The sequence below is a fragment of the Bradyrhizobium sp. McL0615 genome (assembly GCF_049993905.1).
Lineage (GTDB): Bacteria > Pseudomonadota > Alphaproteobacteria > Rhizobiales > Xanthobacteraceae > Bradyrhizobium.
On record NZ_CP188254.1, the window covers coordinates 8,324,271 to 8,340,142 of the forward strand.

Annotated in this window: 17 protein-coding genes; 6 read left to right on the forward strand and 11 right to left on the reverse strand. The window is 63.9% G+C overall.

Annotated elements, in window-relative coordinates; all coding sequences use genetic code 11:
• Positions 1–325 precede the first annotated feature (325 nt).
• On the forward strand, positions 326–769 hold the full coding sequence (locus ACPPVP_RS40140) for a hypothetical protein (RefSeq protein WP_426529171.1): 444 nt from the start codon (positions 326–328) through the stop codon (positions 767–769).
• 210 nt (positions 770–979) lie between these two features.
• On the opposite strand, the gene ACPPVP_RS40145 is transcribed toward ACPPVP_RS40140, so the two are convergent.
• The 3 genes from ACPPVP_RS40145 to ACPPVP_RS40155 all read right to left on the reverse strand — a co-directional run bounded on the left by ACPPVP_RS40145 (position 980) and on the right by ACPPVP_RS40155 (position 3,686).
• Positions 980–1,393 carry a Rieske (2Fe-2S) protein gene (locus ACPPVP_RS40145; protein ID WP_426529173.1) on the reverse strand — a complete coding sequence of 138 codons (414 nt, stop codon included), beginning with the start codon at positions 1,391–1,393 and terminating at the stop codon, positions 980–982.
• Positions 1,394–1,474: 81 nt separating this feature from the next.
• Positions 1,475–2,578 carry an amidohydrolase family protein gene (locus ACPPVP_RS40150; protein WP_426529175.1) on the reverse strand — a complete coding sequence of 368 codons (1,104 nt, stop codon included), beginning with the start codon at positions 2,576–2,578 and terminating at the stop codon, positions 1,475–1,477.
• Positions 2,579–2,606: 28 nt separating this feature from the next.
• Positions 2,607–3,686 (reverse strand): amidohydrolase family protein, encoded by a 1,080-nt coding sequence (locus ACPPVP_RS40155; RefSeq protein WP_426529177.1) that lies wholly within the window; start codon positions 3,684–3,686, stop codon positions 2,607–2,609.
• 160 nt (positions 3,687–3,846) lie between these two features.
• Between ACPPVP_RS40155 and ACPPVP_RS40160 the strand changes: the two genes are divergently transcribed.
• The 3 genes from ACPPVP_RS40160 to ACPPVP_RS40170 all read left to right on the forward strand — a co-directional run bounded on the left by ACPPVP_RS40160 (position 3,847) and on the right by ACPPVP_RS40170 (position 6,318).
• Entirely contained in the window at positions 3,847–4,827 is a 981-nt protein-coding gene (locus ACPPVP_RS40160) for an MBL fold metallo-hydrolase (protein ID WP_426529179.1), read from the forward strand.
• 6 nt (positions 4,828–4,833) lie between these two features.
• Positions 4,834–5,316 carry a CinA family protein gene (locus tag ACPPVP_RS40165; RefSeq protein WP_426529181.1) on the forward strand — a complete coding sequence of 161 codons (483 nt, stop codon included), beginning with the start codon at positions 4,834–4,836 and terminating at the stop codon, positions 5,314–5,316.
• A gap of 114 nt (positions 5,317–5,430) precedes the next feature.
• The gene (locus ACPPVP_RS40170) at positions 5,431–6,318 is read left to right on the forward strand and encodes a hypothetical protein (RefSeq protein ID WP_426529183.1); all 888 of its coding nucleotides are present in this window, start codon (positions 5,431–5,433) and stop codon (positions 6,316–6,318) included.
• Between the two features lie 161 nt (positions 6,319–6,479).
• Here ACPPVP_RS40170 and ACPPVP_RS40175 read toward each other — a convergent pair whose 3' ends face one another.
• The 3 genes from ACPPVP_RS40175 to ACPPVP_RS40185 all read right to left on the reverse strand — a co-directional run bounded on the left by ACPPVP_RS40175 (position 6,480) and on the right by ACPPVP_RS40185 (position 10,487).
• A complete protein-coding gene (locus ACPPVP_RS40175) occupies positions 6,480–7,790 on the reverse strand; it encodes an HlyD family type I secretion periplasmic adaptor subunit (RefSeq protein WP_426529185.1) in 1,311 nt (436 codons plus the stop codon).
• On the reverse strand, positions 7,787–9,532 hold the full coding sequence (locus ACPPVP_RS40180) for a type I secretion system permease/ATPase (protein ID WP_426529187.1): 1,746 nt from the start codon (positions 9,530–9,532) through the stop codon (positions 7,787–7,789). Before ACPPVP_RS40180 ends, ACPPVP_RS40175 begins: the two co-directional genes overlap by 4 nt.
• 139 nt (positions 9,533–9,671) lie before the next feature.
• Positions 9,672–10,487 (reverse strand): acyl-CoA thioesterase domain-containing protein, encoded by an 816-nt coding sequence (locus ACPPVP_RS40185; RefSeq protein WP_426529189.1) that lies wholly within the window; start codon positions 10,485–10,487, stop codon positions 9,672–9,674.
• A gap of 90 nt (positions 10,488–10,577) precedes the next feature.
• On the opposite strand from ACPPVP_RS40185, the gene ACPPVP_RS40190 reads away from it, so the two are divergent.
• On the forward strand, positions 10,578–11,510 hold the full coding sequence (locus ACPPVP_RS40190; RefSeq protein WP_426529191.1) for a LysR substrate-binding domain-containing protein: 933 nt from the start codon (positions 10,578–10,580) through the stop codon (positions 11,508–11,510).
• Between the two features lie 4 nt (positions 11,511–11,514).
• Here ACPPVP_RS40190 and ACPPVP_RS40195 read toward each other — a convergent pair whose 3' ends face one another.
• Entirely contained in the window at positions 11,515–11,784 is a 270-nt protein-coding gene (locus tag ACPPVP_RS40195; RefSeq protein ID WP_426529193.1) for a GlsB/YeaQ/YmgE family stress response membrane protein, read from the reverse strand.
• Positions 11,785–11,836: 52 nt separating this feature from the next.
• Here ACPPVP_RS40195 and ACPPVP_RS40200 point away from each other — a divergent pair, with 52 nt between their 5' ends.
• Positions 11,837–12,163, forward strand: coding sequence for a hypothetical protein (locus tag ACPPVP_RS40200; protein ID WP_426529194.1), 327 nt, complete (start codon positions 11,837–11,839; stop codon positions 12,161–12,163).
• A gap of 42 nt (positions 12,164–12,205) precedes the next feature.
• Here ACPPVP_RS40200 and ACPPVP_RS40205 read toward each other — a convergent pair whose 3' ends face one another.
• Genes ACPPVP_RS40205 through ACPPVP_RS40220 form a run of 4 tightly spaced genes read right to left on the reverse strand, consistent with a single transcriptional unit; the run spans position 12,206 to position 15,868 of the window.
• Positions 12,206–13,189 carry an ABC transporter ATP-binding protein gene (locus ACPPVP_RS40205; protein ID WP_426529196.1) on the reverse strand — a complete coding sequence of 328 codons (984 nt, stop codon included), beginning with the start codon at positions 13,187–13,189 and terminating at the stop codon, positions 12,206–12,208.
• Entirely contained in the window at positions 13,186–14,598 is a 1,413-nt protein-coding gene (locus ACPPVP_RS40210) for an amidase (protein ID WP_426529198.1), read from the reverse strand. Before ACPPVP_RS40210 ends, ACPPVP_RS40205 begins: the two co-directional genes overlap by 4 nt.
• Positions 14,595–14,792 (reverse strand): hypothetical protein, encoded by a 198-nt coding sequence (locus tag ACPPVP_RS40215; RefSeq protein ID WP_426529200.1) that lies wholly within the window; start codon positions 14,790–14,792, stop codon positions 14,595–14,597. The genes ACPPVP_RS40210 and ACPPVP_RS40215 overlap by 4 nt, the downstream gene beginning before the upstream one ends.
• Complete coding sequence (locus ACPPVP_RS40220) at positions 14,789–15,868, reverse strand: ABC transporter ATP-binding protein (RefSeq protein ID WP_426529202.1); 1,080 nt, start codon at positions 15,866–15,868, stop codon at positions 14,789–14,791. The genes ACPPVP_RS40215 and ACPPVP_RS40220 overlap by 4 nt, the downstream gene beginning before the upstream one ends.
• Positions 15,869–15,872 lie beyond the last annotated feature (4 nt).

The window sequence follows — 15,872 nt, forward strand, 5'->3', positions numbered from 1 at the left end:
GTTCGGCATCGACGCTAGCACTGCGCGGAATGCCACGGAAGCCAACACGCAGGCCCACGGCTGCCCGCTTCGCACGCGGAGCCTGTCTGCAGGTGAGGCGAGCCGTACAACGCGCAAGAACACCTACTCATTCATCGAGCTTGATCGGCGCGATTTGATCGATTGCCGCCATGTGCCGATAGCGAGCAGTGGGCCTGCCCTCTTAGGACCGAACCTGCGGTGAGCGCATAAGGGCATTGCACCTATCGTCGATCACATTTGGATCGCGCGAAATCGCGGGAAGTTCATTCCGGTCGCCCGCGTCGATTGGACGCAGGTCGTGTTAATGGGTGATCCGGCAATGACGCCGGATAGCAAAACAAAAAAGGGACGAACAATGCTCAGGAAGTTGCTAGGTGCAGCCGCGATGGCTGCAAGTGCGTTCGCGTTTATGCCCGCACATGCCGCTCACGTCCATCACGCCATGCGCGTCGGTGTCGGATGTAGCGGCGACAATTTCGCCAAAGCGGAAGGCGGGGTCGAGACCATGGCCGACGGCCCCGCCAAGTTCATGGCGGAACGGGAAATTGCTCAGGCGCAAGACGCGATGCTCAGTGGCAAGATGGGTGGATGCGCGATGCATCTAAGCCAGGCGTTGCGCGATGAAAGCATGACGCAAACCCCTTATCCGCAGATGGCCCCGGCGCCGTTTGCAAATACGGCCGAAACCACGCAGGGAGCGCCGCAGCAGCCGCAGTTTAACTGGACTCCCATGAAAGGCGCGTATTGAGTCTCGGCAGAAGCGGTTGAACCATCTTCCGGAGCGGCGCTTTTCGCTGCAAGCTAGCAAGCGTCGCGCGCCGCTCCTTCGCCAGATCGTAACATCGTAGGGTCGGCAAAGCGAAGCGTGCCCACCATTGAGATGGGTGCTCGGTGATGGATGGTGGGCACGTCGCTAGCGCTCCTTTGCCCACCCTACAAATCTACGAATTTCGCCCGACTACAAATCCACCACTACGTAGTCGCTTTCGACCGACACGGCGAGCGTCTCGGCAACGTACGGCCCCTTCACCACGGCCGATCCAGGCTCGACATTGACCGGATAGGCACGGGCGCGAAAGCGCTTGGGGTCGCAATAGGACTGGCCGGTGCGGATGTCGAATTCCCAGCCGTGCCAGGGGCAGCGGATGATCTCGCCGAGTCTTGTATATTCGATCTCGCCGGGATCGGAGGATTGCGCGAGCCCGATCAGGGGGCCCTCGCACAACGCCGCCCCCTGATGCGGGCAGCGGTTCAACAGGCCGAAGAACTCGCCCTTGATGTTGAAGATCGCGATCGGCCGCTCATCGATGGTGAGGAATTTTCGCGTGCCCGGCGGAAGTTCTTCCACCGGGGCAATGACGTGCCGAGTCATATTAAGTCCGCATGATCTTTTTCTAAAAACCGGTTCCCACCCATCGGGTCGTGGCCCGAGGGCATGCTTTTTCGGATCATGCTAAGCAATCCTGTACAGCTTCTTCGCGTTGCCGAGATAGAATGCCTCGCGGTTGGCGTCGCTGACGCCGGCGGGCAGCACGCGCGACGGTTCGTCGAAATCCCAATGCGGGTAGTCGGTTGCGAACAGCAGCTTGTCCCACCCGATCCACTCGATCACCTGGAACAGATGATCGCGGCGCTCCGGATCTTCCATCGGCTGGGTGGTCCACCAGATGTGGTCGCGGATATATTCCGACGGCTTGCGCTTGAGATACGGCACCTCGCTGTGCAGCCGATCGAAATTCTTGTCGAGCCGCCAGCCGAGCGACGGCGCCCAGCCGAAACCGGCCTCGATCATGACCATCTTCAGTTTCGGATAGCGCTCGAACACGCCTTCGAGCACCAGGCTCGCCAGCACGGTCTGCTGGCACTGTGCGTGCCCGACCATCTCCTCGATGTAGAAGCTCGGCCACCCCGACGGGGTGAGCGGATTGCCACCGAAGCCGAAGGCGTGGATGCCGATCGGCAGGCCGATCTCCTGCGCCGCCTCATAGACCGGCCAGTAGCGGCGCTGGCCGAGCGGCTCGACGGTACGGCTGAGCAACAGCACCTGAACGAAGTTCGGATCGCCGGCGCGCTTGCGGATTTCGGCGGCGGCCGAAGGGCCGTCTTCATTGGCGACGACGATCGAGCCCTTCAGGCGGGAATCCTTAGCTGTCCATTTCTCGATCTGCCAGGCGTTGATCGCCGAACAGATCGCGCCGGCCAGATCCTGGTTGCGCAGCCCCTGTCCGCTGTTGAGCGGATTGAGCACGCCGAGCGCCACGTTGTAGGGATCGAGCAGTTGCTTCTGCATGAAGGACAGCGAGGACCCCTGCGGGCCGCCTTCCGGCGGCCAGGCGTCGCGACGCGAGGCGTTCGGCTGCGCCTTCGGATAGGGCGGGCCCTCCATCATGCCGTGATAGGCCTGCTTGCCATAGACCTCGAGGTGCTCATGCCAGCGCTTGGCCATAAATGGAAAAAGTTCGGCGTTGGTGGCGCGCGCCGGATGGATGTCGCAATCGGCGATCGCGGTCTTGACGCTGACGGACGCTGACGGCTCGGGACGGAACTGCACATTCATGGCGTCGTCTCCTTTATTTCTTTCCGGATCATGCCCCGGTTAGTACCGCTTCCTTGATTCGGCCGTAGGTCGCGAGCGGATTTTCGATCATAATCTTGCGCACCAATTCGGGCGACAGCCCCGGCGGCAGCACGTCGTCGCCGTCGAATTGCCAATGCGGATAGTCGGTGGAGAATAGAAGCAATTCGTCCGACTGCATATGGTCAAACAAGCGGTTCAGGGTTGCCGGATCGGGCGGCGCATCGACAGGTTGCAGCGAGAAACGGATGTTGCTGCGCACAATCTCGAGCGGCGCGCGATCGACCCACGGGGTTTCCATCCGTATGCCGCGCCAGAATTTGTGCAGCCGCCACAGATAGGCCGGCAGCCAGGTGAAGCCAGATTCCAGCATCACCATCTTGAGATTCGGGTGGCGGGCGAACACGCCCTCCACGATCAGGCTGGTCAACTGGGTCTGGAACGCGGTGGCCTGCGCCACATAGTCCTCGATGTGGTAGGAGCCCCAGCCGACCGCGGTCGGCGGGTTGTGATAGGCGCTGCCGGCGTGGACGCCGATGGCGAGGCCCAGCCGTTCGGCCGTCGCATAGATCGGCCAGTAGGCGCGTTTGCCGAGCGGCATGTCGCCCATGACAAGCATCAGCACCTGGACGAAACGCTTGTCGGCGGCGCAGCGCTCGATCTCGGCGACGGATTTTTCGACGCTTTGGATGGGGATCACGATCGAGCCGCGCAGCCGCGCATCCTTGTCGAGCCATTCTTTGGCCAGCCAATCGTTCAGCGCGCGGCAGAACGCGTCCTGCATGTCCTCGGAGAACACCATCTGCACGCCGTACAGGGGATTGCAGATGCCGTAGGCCGTGCCGAAGCGGTCGAGCGCCTGCTTCTGCATGTCGGCGAGGTCCGAGCCCGGCTTGCCTTGCCCCGGCCGCCAATCGGGGCGCGAGGAGATCGGCGAATTGGTCGGATAGGATTGCGAGACCAGATCGGTCATGCCGCGCGTCGTCACCTGGTCACGCCAGTAGTCGTTCATGTAGGGCAGCAGGCTGGTCAGATGAGGAACGGCGGGATGCAGATCGCAATCCACGCCGCCGGGAAGCGGCGACGTCATGATGTTTCCTTGCTCGCGAGCGCGGCCTCACGGCATCTTGTAGGCTGCGCCGCTTGGCTCTTCAGACGCATTCAAGCAGGCTGCTCTGCAGCCCGCAACTCGGCAAACGCTGGTCCCCTGTGCTAGGAAAACATGGGTAGGGGCTTTGGGGAGATTTTCGATGAATAGGACTGGACGTACGGCGGTTGTCTTAACTTTGTTGCTGGCCGGCAGCGCTTTCGCGCAGCAACAGCCCCCTGCCCCTGCAGCAGCACCCCCGCCGGTCGATTTCTCCAAGGTCGAGATCAAGACCACCGACCTCGGCGACAACGTCTACATGCTCGAGGGCCAGGGCGGGAACATCACCGTGGCGGTGGGGAAGGCCGGCATTATCATGGTCGACGGCCAGTTCGCGCCGCTGCACGACAAGATCAAGGCCGCGATCTCGACCATCTCCAACCTGCCGATCAAATATCTGATCAACACGCATTATCACGGCGACCACACCGGCGGAAATGAAGGCTTTGCCAAGGACGGCGCCGTCGTCGTTTCCGATATCAACGTCAAGAATCGCCTGGCAGAGGGCACCACCAACGGCCTGACCGGCGTCAAGACGCCACCGGCCGCGGCAGGCGCGCTGCCGACCAAAACCTATGCCGGCAAGATGCTCAAGGTCAGGATTCCCGGCCGCGTCGCCGATCTCCACCACATCGCCAACGCCCATACCGACGGCGACACTTATGTCTGGTTCAAGACCGCCAATGTGCTGGCGACCGGTGACACCTTCACCAACGGCCGCTATCCCAACATCGATTTTGCCAATGGCGGCAACATCAAGGGCATGATCGCGGCGACCGACGCCTATCTCAAGCTGACCAACGCGAAGAGCCGCATCGTGCCGGGCCACGGCCCGATCGCCGACAAGGCGGCGCTGACCGAATATCGCACCATGCTCGTTACCGCGCGCGACCGCATGGCGGCGCTGGTCAAGCAAGGCAAGAGCGAGGACGATGTGGTGGCGGCCAAGCCGTTCGCCGATCTCGACAAGAAATGGGCGCCGACGGAGTTGGCTTCCACGAATTTCATTCGCGTCGTCTATCATTCGCTCGCGGACAAAACCGACAAGCGGACGGTGCTGAAACGAATGTTGCGACGGGGTTGAGAGAACATGGACGAGCTCGTGACGATCGCCGAAAAGATTGCCGCGCAACTGATCGCCCGGAAACAGACGATTGCGGTTGCGGAATCCTCAACCGGCGGCCTGATCTCGGCCGCGCTGCTGTCGGTGCCGGGCGCATCCGCCTATTTCCTCGGCGGCGCCGTGGTTTATACCCGCGACGCGCGGCGGCTATTGATGGATATTCCTGACGAGGCGATGAAGGGCATCCGCTCGGCGTCCGAGCCTTATGCGAAATTACTGGCAGGCCAGGTCCGCCAGCGCTTTGCGACCGATTGGGGACTTTCGGAAACCGGCGCGACGGGCCCGACCGGCAACCGCTATGGCGACGCCGCCGGGCATAGCTGCATGGCGGTGGCGGGGCCGGCGCTATCGGTGTTCACGCTGGAAACTGGAAGCAATGATCGGCCAGCCAATATGCAGGCGTTTGCGAAGACGGCGCTGAACCTGCTGCTGGAGAATTTGTCGAAGTAAAACGACCGTGGAACTGTAGGGTGGGCAAAGCGAAGCGTGCCCACCATCTTGATCCGCCGAATGAATGGTGGGCACGCTACGCTTTGCCCACCCTACGAATGTCGAGGAATCGTCATGCAACAATTCGACCGCGCCGCAGAGGATCTCGGCAACTCGATCCATTTCGAGCATGTCAACGTCACCATCCCAGACCAGCGGCTGGCGACGCTGTTCTACGTCGCCGGCCTCGGGCTGACCCGCGATCCCTATCTGATGGTGTCGGACACCAACATGTGGGTCAATGTCGGCCGGAGCCAGTTTCATCTGCCTGATGGCAGCGCGCAGGTGCTGCGCGGCCATACCGGCCTCGTCATCTCAGGCCGCGAGGCGCTGCTGGGGCGGCTGGCGTCGGTGGCGAAAAAGCTGGAAGGAACGGCCTTCGCGTTCACCGAGCATAACGACCATGTCGAGGCGATCTGCCCCTGGGGCAACCGGATACGCTGCTACGAGCCGGACGCCGCGCGCTTCGGACGCATCACGCTCGGCATTCCCTATGTCGAGTTCGACGTGCCGGTCGGCACCGCGAAAGCGATCTGCGCGTTCTACCCTCAGATCATGGGGATGCAGGCCGAGTTCCTGAACGGCGATGCCGCCGTGGCGCGGGTCAAGGTCGGCAAGGATCAAGTTTTGCAGTTCCGCGAGACCGACCGCGCGCAGCCGGAATTCGACGGGCATCACGTGCAGATCTACATCACGGATTTTTCAGGTCCCTACCATCGCCTGAAAGAGCGCGGCCTGATCTCGCAGGAAGACAACCAGTATCAATACCGCTTTCGCGACATCATCGACCTCGACGGCGGCAGGCATCTGTTCACCGTCGAGCATGAGGTCCGCAGCGCCACGCACCCGATGTTCATGCGGCCGCTGGTCAACCGCAACCCCGCCGAGACCAACCGCACTTACGCGCCGGGCCATGAGCAGTGGGCTTACGCGATGGGGCCGGATGAGTATGACAGGAGGTAGTGGGCAGTTTAGTCCCACACAACGGCCGTCATACCCCGCGAAAGCGGGGTATCCAGTACGCCGCGGCCTTTCGATTCTATAGCCGCCGTCTCTGGAATACTGGATCACCCGCCTTCGCGGGTGATGACAGCGGAGAGTGCTTTCGCAGGGACGACAGTAACTCACCGCTCCCGGAATGAGCGCATCAGCTGGTCGCTGAACGGCTTCATCAGATAAGAGAACATGGTGCGGTCGCCGGTTTGCACGAAAGCTTCCACCGGCATGCCCGGGATGATCTTGACGTTGTCGCCGAGGCGGGCGACTTCGGCAGGCGGCAGCGAGACGCGGATGGTGTAGTAGCTCTGACCGGTGCGCTGGTCGGTGTTGACGTCGGCGGAGACGCGGGTAACGACGCCGTTCAATTCCGGCGTGGTGCGCTGGTTGAAGGCGGATAGCCGCAACAGCGTCTTCTGGCCGATCTGCAGCTTGTCGATGTCCTGCGGATTGACCTTGGCCTCGACCGAGAGATCGTCGGCCCGCGGCACCACCATCATGATGGCGTCGCCGGCGGTGATGACGCCGCCCACGGTGTGCACCGTCGACTGCAGCACGACGCCGTCCTGCGGCGCGCGAATGTCGATGCGGCGCAATTGATCTTCCGCGGTGACCTTGCGCTCGACGAACTCGCCGATCTTGTCGTTGGTCTCGCGCAGGTCCTTGGAGACCTCGCTGACGACGTCCTTGTCGACCTGGATGATCTGCAGTTCGGTTTCGGTGATCTTGCCCTTGGCCTGGGCGCGCGAGGCGATGTACTGCGCGCGCTCGCCCGACAGCCGGGCGAGGTCGCGCTCCAGCACCGTCAGGCGCGAGATCTGGACCAGGCGCTGCTCGTAGAGCTGGCGCACGCCGATCAGTTCCTTCTCGACCAGCGCGACTTCCTTTTCCTTGGCCTGTTCCTGCGCCGTCAGGCCCGCGATTTCCTCGTTGAGCTGCAACACCCGCTCGCGCAATTGCGACTTCTGCCCGGCGCGTCCGAATACGCGAACCTCGAACAGCTTGGTCTCGCTCGCCAGGATATCCCGCACATCGGGATCATCGGCGCGATCGGTCAGCATCGGCGGAAACTTGATCTGGTCGAGGCCGCGCTGCTCGGCCTCCAGCCGCGCCGCGCGCGCCCACAAGCCGTTCAGCGTCTTGACGACGATGGCGAGACTCGCCTTGACCACGGTCTCGTCGAGCCGCACCACGATATCGCCGGCCTTGACGATGTCGCCATCGCGCACCCTGACCTCGCCGACCACGCCGCCGGTCGGATGCTGCACCTTCTTGACGTTGGAATCGACCACCACCGAACCCGGCGCGATCAGCGCGCCGGAGATCTGCGCCGTCGAGGCCCAGCCGCCGAATCCGACGGCCAGCACCAGAATCAGCGTGAGGCCGAAGATCAGATGCCCGCGTATCGAGCGGTGCGCGCCTTTCAGCTCGGCGGTCATGATTTTTTCCCAGCTCCCGCTTCGGATACGATCTTGATCGGCGTCGGCGACGCGACGCGCTGCAGCACCTGGCCGAGCACGGTTTCCTTCGGGCCGAACGCCTGCATGCGGCCGTCCTTCAACACCAGCAACTGGTCGACCGCCTCGATGCCGATCGGCCGGTGCGCCACCACCACCACGATGGCGCCACGCTCTCGCGCGCTGCGCACCGCGCGCGTCAGCGCCTCGTCGCCCTCGCTGTCGAGATTGGAGTTCGGTTCGTCGAGCACGATCAGGAACGGATCGCCGTAGAGCGCGCGGGCCAGTGCCACGCGCTGGGCCTGGCCGGCCGAGAGCGCCGTGCCCTGCTCGCCGATCTGGGTGTCGTAGCCCTCGCGCATCTTGATGATCATCTCATGCACACCGGCTTCCTTGGCGGCGGCGATGATCGCCTCCGACTTCGCTTCGGAATCGAAGCGGCAGATGTTCTGCGCCACGGAGCCGGCGAACAGTTCGACATCCTGCGGCAGATAGCCGATGTGGCGGCCGAGCACGTCCGACGACCATTGGTCGAGCGCCGCGCCGTCGAGCCGCACCTTGCCGCGGGCCGGCATCCAGACGCCGACCAGCGCACGGACCAGCGACGACTTGCCCGAACCGCTCGGGCCGATGACGCCGATGCCGGTACCGGCCTCGGCCGCGAAGTTGACGTCCTGCACGATGACGCGCTGGTCGCCCGGCGGCACGATGCTGACGGCCTCGACCGACAACCGTTTCGACGGCGCCTGCAACAGCGTCTGTTCATTCGCCGCCGGAATTTGCTGCAGCAGCTTGGCCAGGCGATGCCAGCTCTGGCGCGCGGCGACAAAACCCTTCCAGTGGGCGATGGCAAGATCGACCGGCGCCAGCGCGCGGGCGCTCAGGATCGATCCCGCGATGATGATGCCGGCGGTGGCTTCCTGGTGAATCACGAGGTAGGCGCCGACCGCAAGCACCGCCGATTGCAGCATCATGCGCAAGACTTTTGCGACGGCACCGAGACCGCCGGCAATGTCGCTGGCGCGCTGATTGCCCGCCAGATAGATCTCGTTGGCCTCGCCCCAGCGCCTGGTCAGCCGCCCGGACATGCCCATCGCGACCAGCACTTCGGCGTTGCGCCGGCTGGTGGCGGCGAGATCGTTGCGCCGCGCAGCCAGCGTCATCGCCTCCTTTGCCGGCGTGCGCGACAGGAACTCGGTGATCAGCGTCAGCGTCACCAGAATGACGGCGCCGACCAGAGCGGTGACGCCGAGCAGCCAGTGAAACGCAAAGCAGATCGCGAGATAGAACGGCAGCCACGGCAGATCGAAGAACGCGCCCGGCCCCATGCTGCCGAGAAACGACCTGACATTGTCGAGGTCGCGCAGCGGCTGCAGGCCCTCGTTGCGTGCGCCCACCAATAGCGGCAACCGCACCACGGTCTCGAACACGCGCGTGTTGAGGGCTTCGTCGAGCGCGGTTCCAATGCGGCCGAGAATGCGTCCCCGAATCAGATCGAGGCCGCCCTGGGCGGCGTACAGGCCCGCTGCGAGAATCACCAGGCCGACCAGGGTCGGCACGCTGCGACTCGGAAGCACGCGATCGTAGACCTCCAGCATGAAAATCGAGCCGGTCAGGTACAAAAGATTGATCATGCAACTCATGACGCCGACACCAATGAAGGCGTTGCGACAGGCGCGCAGCGCTTCACCGAGCTCGGAACGCCGGACGGGAGCAGCTGCCATTAATGCGTATCTCTTCAAACGGATAAGGTACGTGGCGGTTTTACCGATGTTTTCGGACACCGTCTATTTTAAGTCACGTTAACCTTCATCCAGTTCACCGCCATAAAGCGGTGGAGACCGAAGTCGCGCCTTTGGGCAGTTAATTTGACGCCGACGCCAGCCCAGCGGCGGGTTGGGGCTTCGTTTGGCGCGGGAACGGCACCAGAATCACCGACATCGAGACCCGGCCGATCTCGCCGTGGGTATCGCAGACGATGCCGCTTCCGACGCCCAACCCGCCCGCCGGCCGCCATCTGGCCTCCGCGCGAATGCCGACCCATCGGCCTTCCGGCTGGCGGAACAGCTGAACCGTCAGATTGGGGTTCGGATCCGCCACCACATCCTGCAGCGGCCGGGCGATGCCATGGGTCCAGTCCGCCGATCCCAGCAGCGAGGATAACGGGAGCTTCGACAGGGATCCTTCGCCGTCGATGATCGCATGGTTCATACGAAACCAGGCGACGCCGTCACCCTCGCGGGCTTCCATGGCATCCATGAACCACGGCCGGCCGTGCGCCGCCCGCCTCGTGCGCACCGGAAACCGGGTGGGATCGGCGGCCTCGCCTGCGGGCTCGGTAAAGCCTGATATCTCCACCGCACGCTCGCGCGACAATGTCACCCGCACTGTGGCGCAGGGCTGGTCCTCATTGGCCGGCCACAATGTGTTGTCGATCACACTGACGCGGCCGCCTTCGGTGAGGACGGAAAGTTTTGTCCGCAATTCCGTCATCGGGGTCGGCCGCAGGAACCAGGCCGACGACGCGATCGCCGTGCCCCATTTACGCTTCTCCGCCAGCGCCTCGACTTCGGCGGTCAACAGGCTTGCGACCGCGCCGCCCTGCAGGCCGGCAAAGGGGCCGGCGGCAAGCGGCGTGGGTTGCCAGCGATTGGGTTTGAGGGGCTCGAAGACAGCCAAGGTTGCGATATCCCAAGATGAGAAATGTTGAACGCCGGGCCAATCTGGCGGAAGCTGGTGCATTCAGCAAAAGGGATTTCCTCACCTCAGATGAATATTACTCACCCTTCGGAAGCACCGCCCTCGCCGTTGCGCGCGATCCCGCCCTTGACCGCCTTGCTGGCGTTCGAGCGCGCCGCGTCACAACTGAGCTTTCGCCGCGCGGCGCGTGATCTTTCGCTCAGCCCGTCGGCGATCAGTCATCAGATTCGCGGGCTGGAAGAGCAGTTCGGCACAAAGCTGTTCGTGCGCGGTGCGCGTTCGGTGCGGCTGACGGCCGATGGCGAGCGCTATTTCGCAAAAGTCTCGGCGGCACTGGCGGCGTTGCAGGACGCCAGCCGTGACATGCTGCGGCATCGCCGCGATGCGCACGCCGAACTCTGGATCAGTTCGCTGCCGTTCTTCACCTCAGCCGTGCTGATCCCCGCGCTGCCGGAATTCAAGCGGCGCAATCCCGCGCTTATTCTGCGCATCGAGGCGACGCACCAGTATGCCGACTTCAATGCCTCCCGCGTCGACGTCGCGATCCGCTATGGCCGCGAGCACTCCACGGGACTGAAATTCGAACCGCTGGTCGCGGTGAAGGGTTTGCCGGTCTGCGCGCCCGCGCTGGTTAAGGACGGATTGCGGAAGCCGGAAGATTTGGCGGGCGAGGTGCTGATTCATCTCACGACGCAGCCGCGCGCCTGGCCGGCGTGGCTCCGGGAAGCCGGCCTTTCCCAGCTCACCCCGCGCGGGCACCTGTGGCTCGACAGCGTGCCGGCGATGCTGGAGGCGGCCGAGCAGGGGCTTGGCGTCACGCTCGGCATGTCGCCGCTTATCAGGGCGCGGCCGGGCTTCGGCAAAAAGCTCATCGCGCCCTTTGCGTTCGAGGCCACGCAGAGCGAGACGATCTTCCTCGTCTCGCGCACCGAACAGGCGCGCGACCGCCGGATCGCCGCGGTCCGGCGCTGGATCGTGGAGGCGGTAGCGCGCGCCAAATAGCGCGCTACAACCGCCCGCCGGTCCGCACCAGCCGCACGATCAGCAGCAGAACGACGGCGCCGATGGTGGAATAGACGATCTCGGAGATCAGCCCGGTACCGATACGAATGCCGAGCTTGGGAAACAGCAGGCTTGCAAGCAATGCGCCAGCGATGCCGACGAGGATATCGCCGATGATGCCAAAGCCGGTGCCGCGCACGATCTTGCCGGCGAGCCAACCGGCCACCAGGCCGACGAAGAGAATGACGAGAATGCCTTCGTTGGAAATCTGCATTGGAAGTCCCCCCGGGGTTCGCGGCGCTGGCCGGATCACAGCCTATCCATCCTTGTCCGACGTGACGAGCCGCAATCTGCGCACCGTCCAACGACGCCCGCGAAGTGAAACCTTTTTACGTCACATGCGTTATGTCGGCATGAAACACGGCGATATTTGGTATGTGACTTTTGGTCCGGACAAGACGGACAAGACGGCGGAGAGCATGACCCGCTCGACTCGCACCTTTAAATCGGAAATCGACGCCAAGCTATTTGCGATGCAGATCCTGTCCAAGGGCTGGTCCGCCAGCGCAGGCACACTCAATCCCCATCAGCCCAAGCAGGTCGTGGGACCGGCGCAGATCGAACGCTGGGCCGATCCGGGGCTGGGTGGGTGAAATTCGTCATGGCCGGGCTTGTCCCGGGCGCATCGGAATCTCTCAAGTCGACTCAACGGCCCTAGCCGGCTCCGCCAGCACGCAGCGCGCGGTGCGATCCTCCGACACCTGCACATTGGGCGGCAAGCGTTCGCTGCAGCGCGGTTGCGCGTAACCGCAGCGCGGCGCGAACGAACAACTCGCGGGCGCCTTGTCCAGCGAAGGCGGCGTGCCCGGGATGGTCTCCAGCCGCTGGCCGCGTTTGGCGCCGTGGACGGTTGAGGCCAAAAGCCCCTTGGCATAGGGATGGACCGGCGAGCGTACGATATCGCGCAACCGGCCCTGCTCCACGATCTGGCCGGCATACATGACGGCGACACGGTCGCAGATTTCGATGGCGACGCCGATATCGTGGGTCACGAAAATCACCGACATGCCGAACTCGCGCTGCAATTCGCGCAACAGCAGCAGGATCTGGATCTGCACGGTGGCGTCCAGCGCCGTGGTCGGCTCGTCGGCCAGCAGGATTTTTGGCTTGCAGGCCAGCGCCAGCGCGATCATCGCGCGCTGCCGCATGCCGCCGCTCATTTCGTGCGGATAGGCCTCGAGCCGGCGCTTGGCCGAGGGAATCCGCACCACCTCCAGCATTTCCAGCGCGCGGGCCGTCGCCTCCTTCTGGCTCTTGCCTTCATGGCGCATCACGCTTTCCGCGATCTGGTGGCCGATCGTGTAGACGGGATCAAGCGCCAGCGCGGGCTCCTGGAAGATCATGGAGACGGTCTGGCCGCGAAACGCTGAAAGCTCCTCCTCGTTCATCGCCAGCACGTCGCGGCCCAGAACCTTCACGGTCCCTGAAATCTGCGTCCGCTTCCGCGGCAACAGCCGCATCAGCGCGCGCAGGGTCACGCTCTTGCCGGAGCCGGATTCGCCCAGCAAACCGAGCACCTCGCCCTCGCCCAGCGAGAGCGAGATATCGTTGACGGCATGAACCGTGCGCTCGCCTGTAAAGCGGATGCTAAGGTCGCGGATTTCGACGAGGTTGCTCATACAGCCTTCGGTACCCTTTGGTGATAATCGGTGGCGCGCTGGAACGCCGCGCCGATCCGCACCAGCCCCGCCTCATCGAAGGCGCGGCCGATCAGTTGCATGCCGACGGGCAAGCCATTTTTGGTGAAGCCCGTCGGAATCGAAAGTGACGGCAGGCCGAGATAATTGATCGGGCGGGTGAATTTTGTGATGCGCTGGATCACGGCTTCCGCATCGAGGCTGTTGCCAACATCGCTTTCGGCGATGGTCACGGCGGGCATCGGCGCCACCGGCGCGATCACGGCATCGGTGCCGGTGACCGCCGCGAGATAGGCGGCGAGCGCCGGACCGCGCCAGCGCATCGCCTCGAGATAGGTCACGCCGGGAATGGCGAGCCCGTTCTGCAGTCGCATCAACACCTGCGCGCCGTAATCCTGGGGACGCTCGATCAGCCAGCGCTTGTGGATGGCGGCGGCCTCGGTGGCGAGCACGATCTGGCACGCAGCGGTGAGCTGGCGCTGGTCCGGCAGCTCGACCTTGACGATCTCCGCACCTTCACGTCTCAGCGTTGCGATGGTCTCGTCGAGCACGCGCGCCACTTCGACATCGAGATCGTCGACATAGAAAGCGCTCGGCACACCAATCTTGAGGCCTTTGAGCGAGCCTGTGGTCGCGGCCATGTAGTTCGGCACCGGCAGTGACGAGGTGGTGGGATCTTCGGGATCGGCGCCCGCCATCAGCCCGACCAGCAGGGCGCAGTCTTCGACCGATTGCGCGAGCGGGCCGACCGTATCGAGCGACTGCGACAAGGGCATTGCGCCCGCGCGGCTGATCAGGCCGACGGTGGTCTTGAAGCCGGTGACGCCGCAGAAATGCGCGGGCATCCGGATCGAGCCGCCGGTATCGGAGCCCAGCGCCGCAAAGGTCAGCCGGGCCGCCACGGCCGAGCCGGAGCCGGACGACGATCCGCCGGTGATGTGGTCGACGTTCCAGGGATTGCGCACCGCACCGTAATGCACATTATGGCCGGTCGGGCCGTAGGCGAACTCCACCATCTGCAGCGAGCCAAGCCTGACCGTGCCGGCGTCCTTCAGCCGCTGCAACGCGGTCGAGGTCGTCGTCGCCACGAAATCGCGGCGTATTTTCGAGCCACAGGTCACCACCTTGCCGGCGTCGTAATACATGTCCTTGTGCGCCAGCGGCACGCCATGCAGCGGACCGGAAATCTTGCCCTTGGCGAGCGCAGCGTCGGCGGCGTCAGCCGCGGCGAGCGCTTCCTCCGCCTCGATCGCCATGAAGGCATTGACGCGCGGCTGCCATTGCGCGATCCGGTCGAGACAGGATTGCGTGACCTCGCGTGAGGAAAATTTCTTGTCGGCGATCGCTTTCGCGACCGCGACCAGCGACATTAAAGCCGGTTCGCCGCTCATTTCGACACCTTGGCGCGTTGCACCACGAGAAAGCTCGCCGGTTCGAGATCCATCGGCAGCGTGCCGCTAACGGGCGCAAAACCATCAAAGGCCGGGCCGATTGAATTGGCGATCCGCGCGGAGACTTCCGTATCCTGCGGCACGCCGGCGATTTCGGTCATTGCCCTGACCTGTTTTGGATCGGGTCTTGTCATGCGGCGGTTGTTCCCTTGTCGTGTTGTTTGGCCGGCGCGCGGCTGTGCCCGGAGCCGGCAATGGCCATGTAGCACGCCGCCTGATGACCCATTGTATCGACATCGCTGAGTTTTGGCGTCGCATTTGCGCAGAGCGGCTCCGCAAAACGGCAGCGGGTGTGAAACCGGCAGCCGGGCGGCGGATCGATCGGGTTGGGCGGATCGCCCGAGATCGGCGGCGTCTCGGTGCGGTTATCGGGGTCGGACGACGGCATCGCAGCCAAGAGCGCGCGCGTATAGGGGTGCGCCGGCGCATCCCAGACTTTGTCGACGGGCCCGAGTTCGACCACCTCGCCGAGATACATCACCAGCACGCGGTCGCTGATGTAGCGCACGACGTTGAGGTCGTGGCTGATGAACAGGTAGGTGAGGCCGAATTCGCGCTTGAGATCAGCGAGCAAATTGAGCACCTGCGCTTCGACAGATTTGTCGAGCGCCGAGACGGCCTCGTCGAGGATCACGAGCCGCGGCGACAGCGCAAGCGCACGCGCGATGTTGACGCGCTGGCGCTGGCCACCGGAAATCTCGTGCGGGTAGCGGTTGGCAAAAGTTTCGGGCCGCAATCCCACCTTGCCTAGCAGCTCACGCGCCAGCGCGCGTGCGGCGCCATCCGCCATGCCATGGACCTTGGGTCCAAACGCGATCGATTCCTCGATCGTCAAACGCGGGTTGAGCGAGGCGTAGCTGTCCTGAAACACCATCTGCATGCCGCGGCGCAGTTCGCGCAGCGACAGCGCGCGGCCGACCTGCATACCGTCATAGATGATGTCGCCGGCATCGCGCTTCATCAGGTGCATCAATAGCCGCGCGGTGGTCGACTTGCCGCAGCCGGATTCGCCGACGATTCCAACGGTTTCCCCCTTGGCGATGGAGAAGGAAACATCATCGACCGCGCGCACGGTTTTGCGGGGGCTGAACAGATCGCCGCGCACCGGGAAATGCTTTGTCAGGCCGGCGACCTGCAGCAGCGGCTGCGCCACGCCGCCGACGTCTTCGATCGGTTGCAGCAGTTCGACTGACGGACTTGTCTCACTCATCGCG

Bases quoted from the DNA above. Each gene is read 5' to 3' on its own strand.
- ACPPVP_RS40140 (WP_426529171.1), top strand. From the start codon at position 326: ATGGGTGATCCGGCAATGACGCCGGATAGCAAAACAAAAAAGGGACGA.
- ACPPVP_RS40145 (WP_426529173.1), bottom strand. From the start codon at position 1,393: ATGACTCGGCACGTCATTGCCCCGGTGGAAGAACTTCCGCCGGGCACG.
- ACPPVP_RS40150 (WP_426529175.1), bottom strand. From the start codon at position 2,578: ATGAATGTGCAGTTCCGTCCCGAGCCGTCAGCGTCCGTCAGCGTCAAG.
- ACPPVP_RS40155 (WP_426529177.1), bottom strand. From the start codon at position 3,686: ATGACGTCGCCGCTTCCCGGCGGCGTGGATTGCGATCTGCATCCCGCC.
- ACPPVP_RS40160 (WP_426529179.1), top strand. From the start codon at position 3,847: ATGAATAGGACTGGACGTACGGCGGTTGTCTTAACTTTGTTGCTGGCC.
- ACPPVP_RS40165 (WP_426529181.1), top strand. From the start codon at position 4,834: ATGGACGAGCTCGTGACGATCGCCGAAAAGATTGCCGCGCAACTGATC.
- ACPPVP_RS40170 (WP_426529183.1), top strand. From the start codon at position 5,431: ATGCAACAATTCGACCGCGCCGCAGAGGATCTCGGCAACTCGATCCAT.
- ACPPVP_RS40175 (WP_426529185.1), bottom strand. From the start codon at position 7,790: ATGACCGCCGAGCTGAAAGGCGCGCACCGCTCGATACGCGGGCATCTG.
- ACPPVP_RS40180 (WP_426529187.1), bottom strand. From the start codon at position 9,532: ATGGCAGCTGCTCCCGTCCGGCGTTCCGAGCTCGGTGAAGCGCTGCGC.
- ACPPVP_RS40190 (WP_426529191.1), top strand. From the start codon at position 10,578: ATGAATATTACTCACCCTTCGGAAGCACCGCCCTCGCCGTTGCGCGCG.
- ACPPVP_RS40195 (WP_426529193.1), bottom strand. From the start codon at position 11,784: ATGCAGATTTCCAACGAAGGCATTCTCGTCATTCTCTTCGTCGGCCTG.
- ACPPVP_RS40205 (WP_426529196.1), bottom strand. From the start codon at position 13,189: ATGAGCAACCTCGTCGAAATCCGCGACCTTAGCATCCGCTTTACAGGC.
- ACPPVP_RS40210 (WP_426529198.1), bottom strand. From the start codon at position 14,598: ATGAGCGGCGAACCGGCTTTAATGTCGCTGGTCGCGGTCGCGAAAGCG.
- ACPPVP_RS40215 (WP_426529200.1), bottom strand. From the start codon at position 14,792: ATGACAAGACCCGATCCAAAACAGGTCAGGGCAATGACCGAAATCGCC.
- ACPPVP_RS40220 (WP_426529202.1), bottom strand. From the start codon at position 15,868: ATGAGTGAGACAAGTCCGTCAGTCGAACTGCTGCAACCGATCGAAGAC.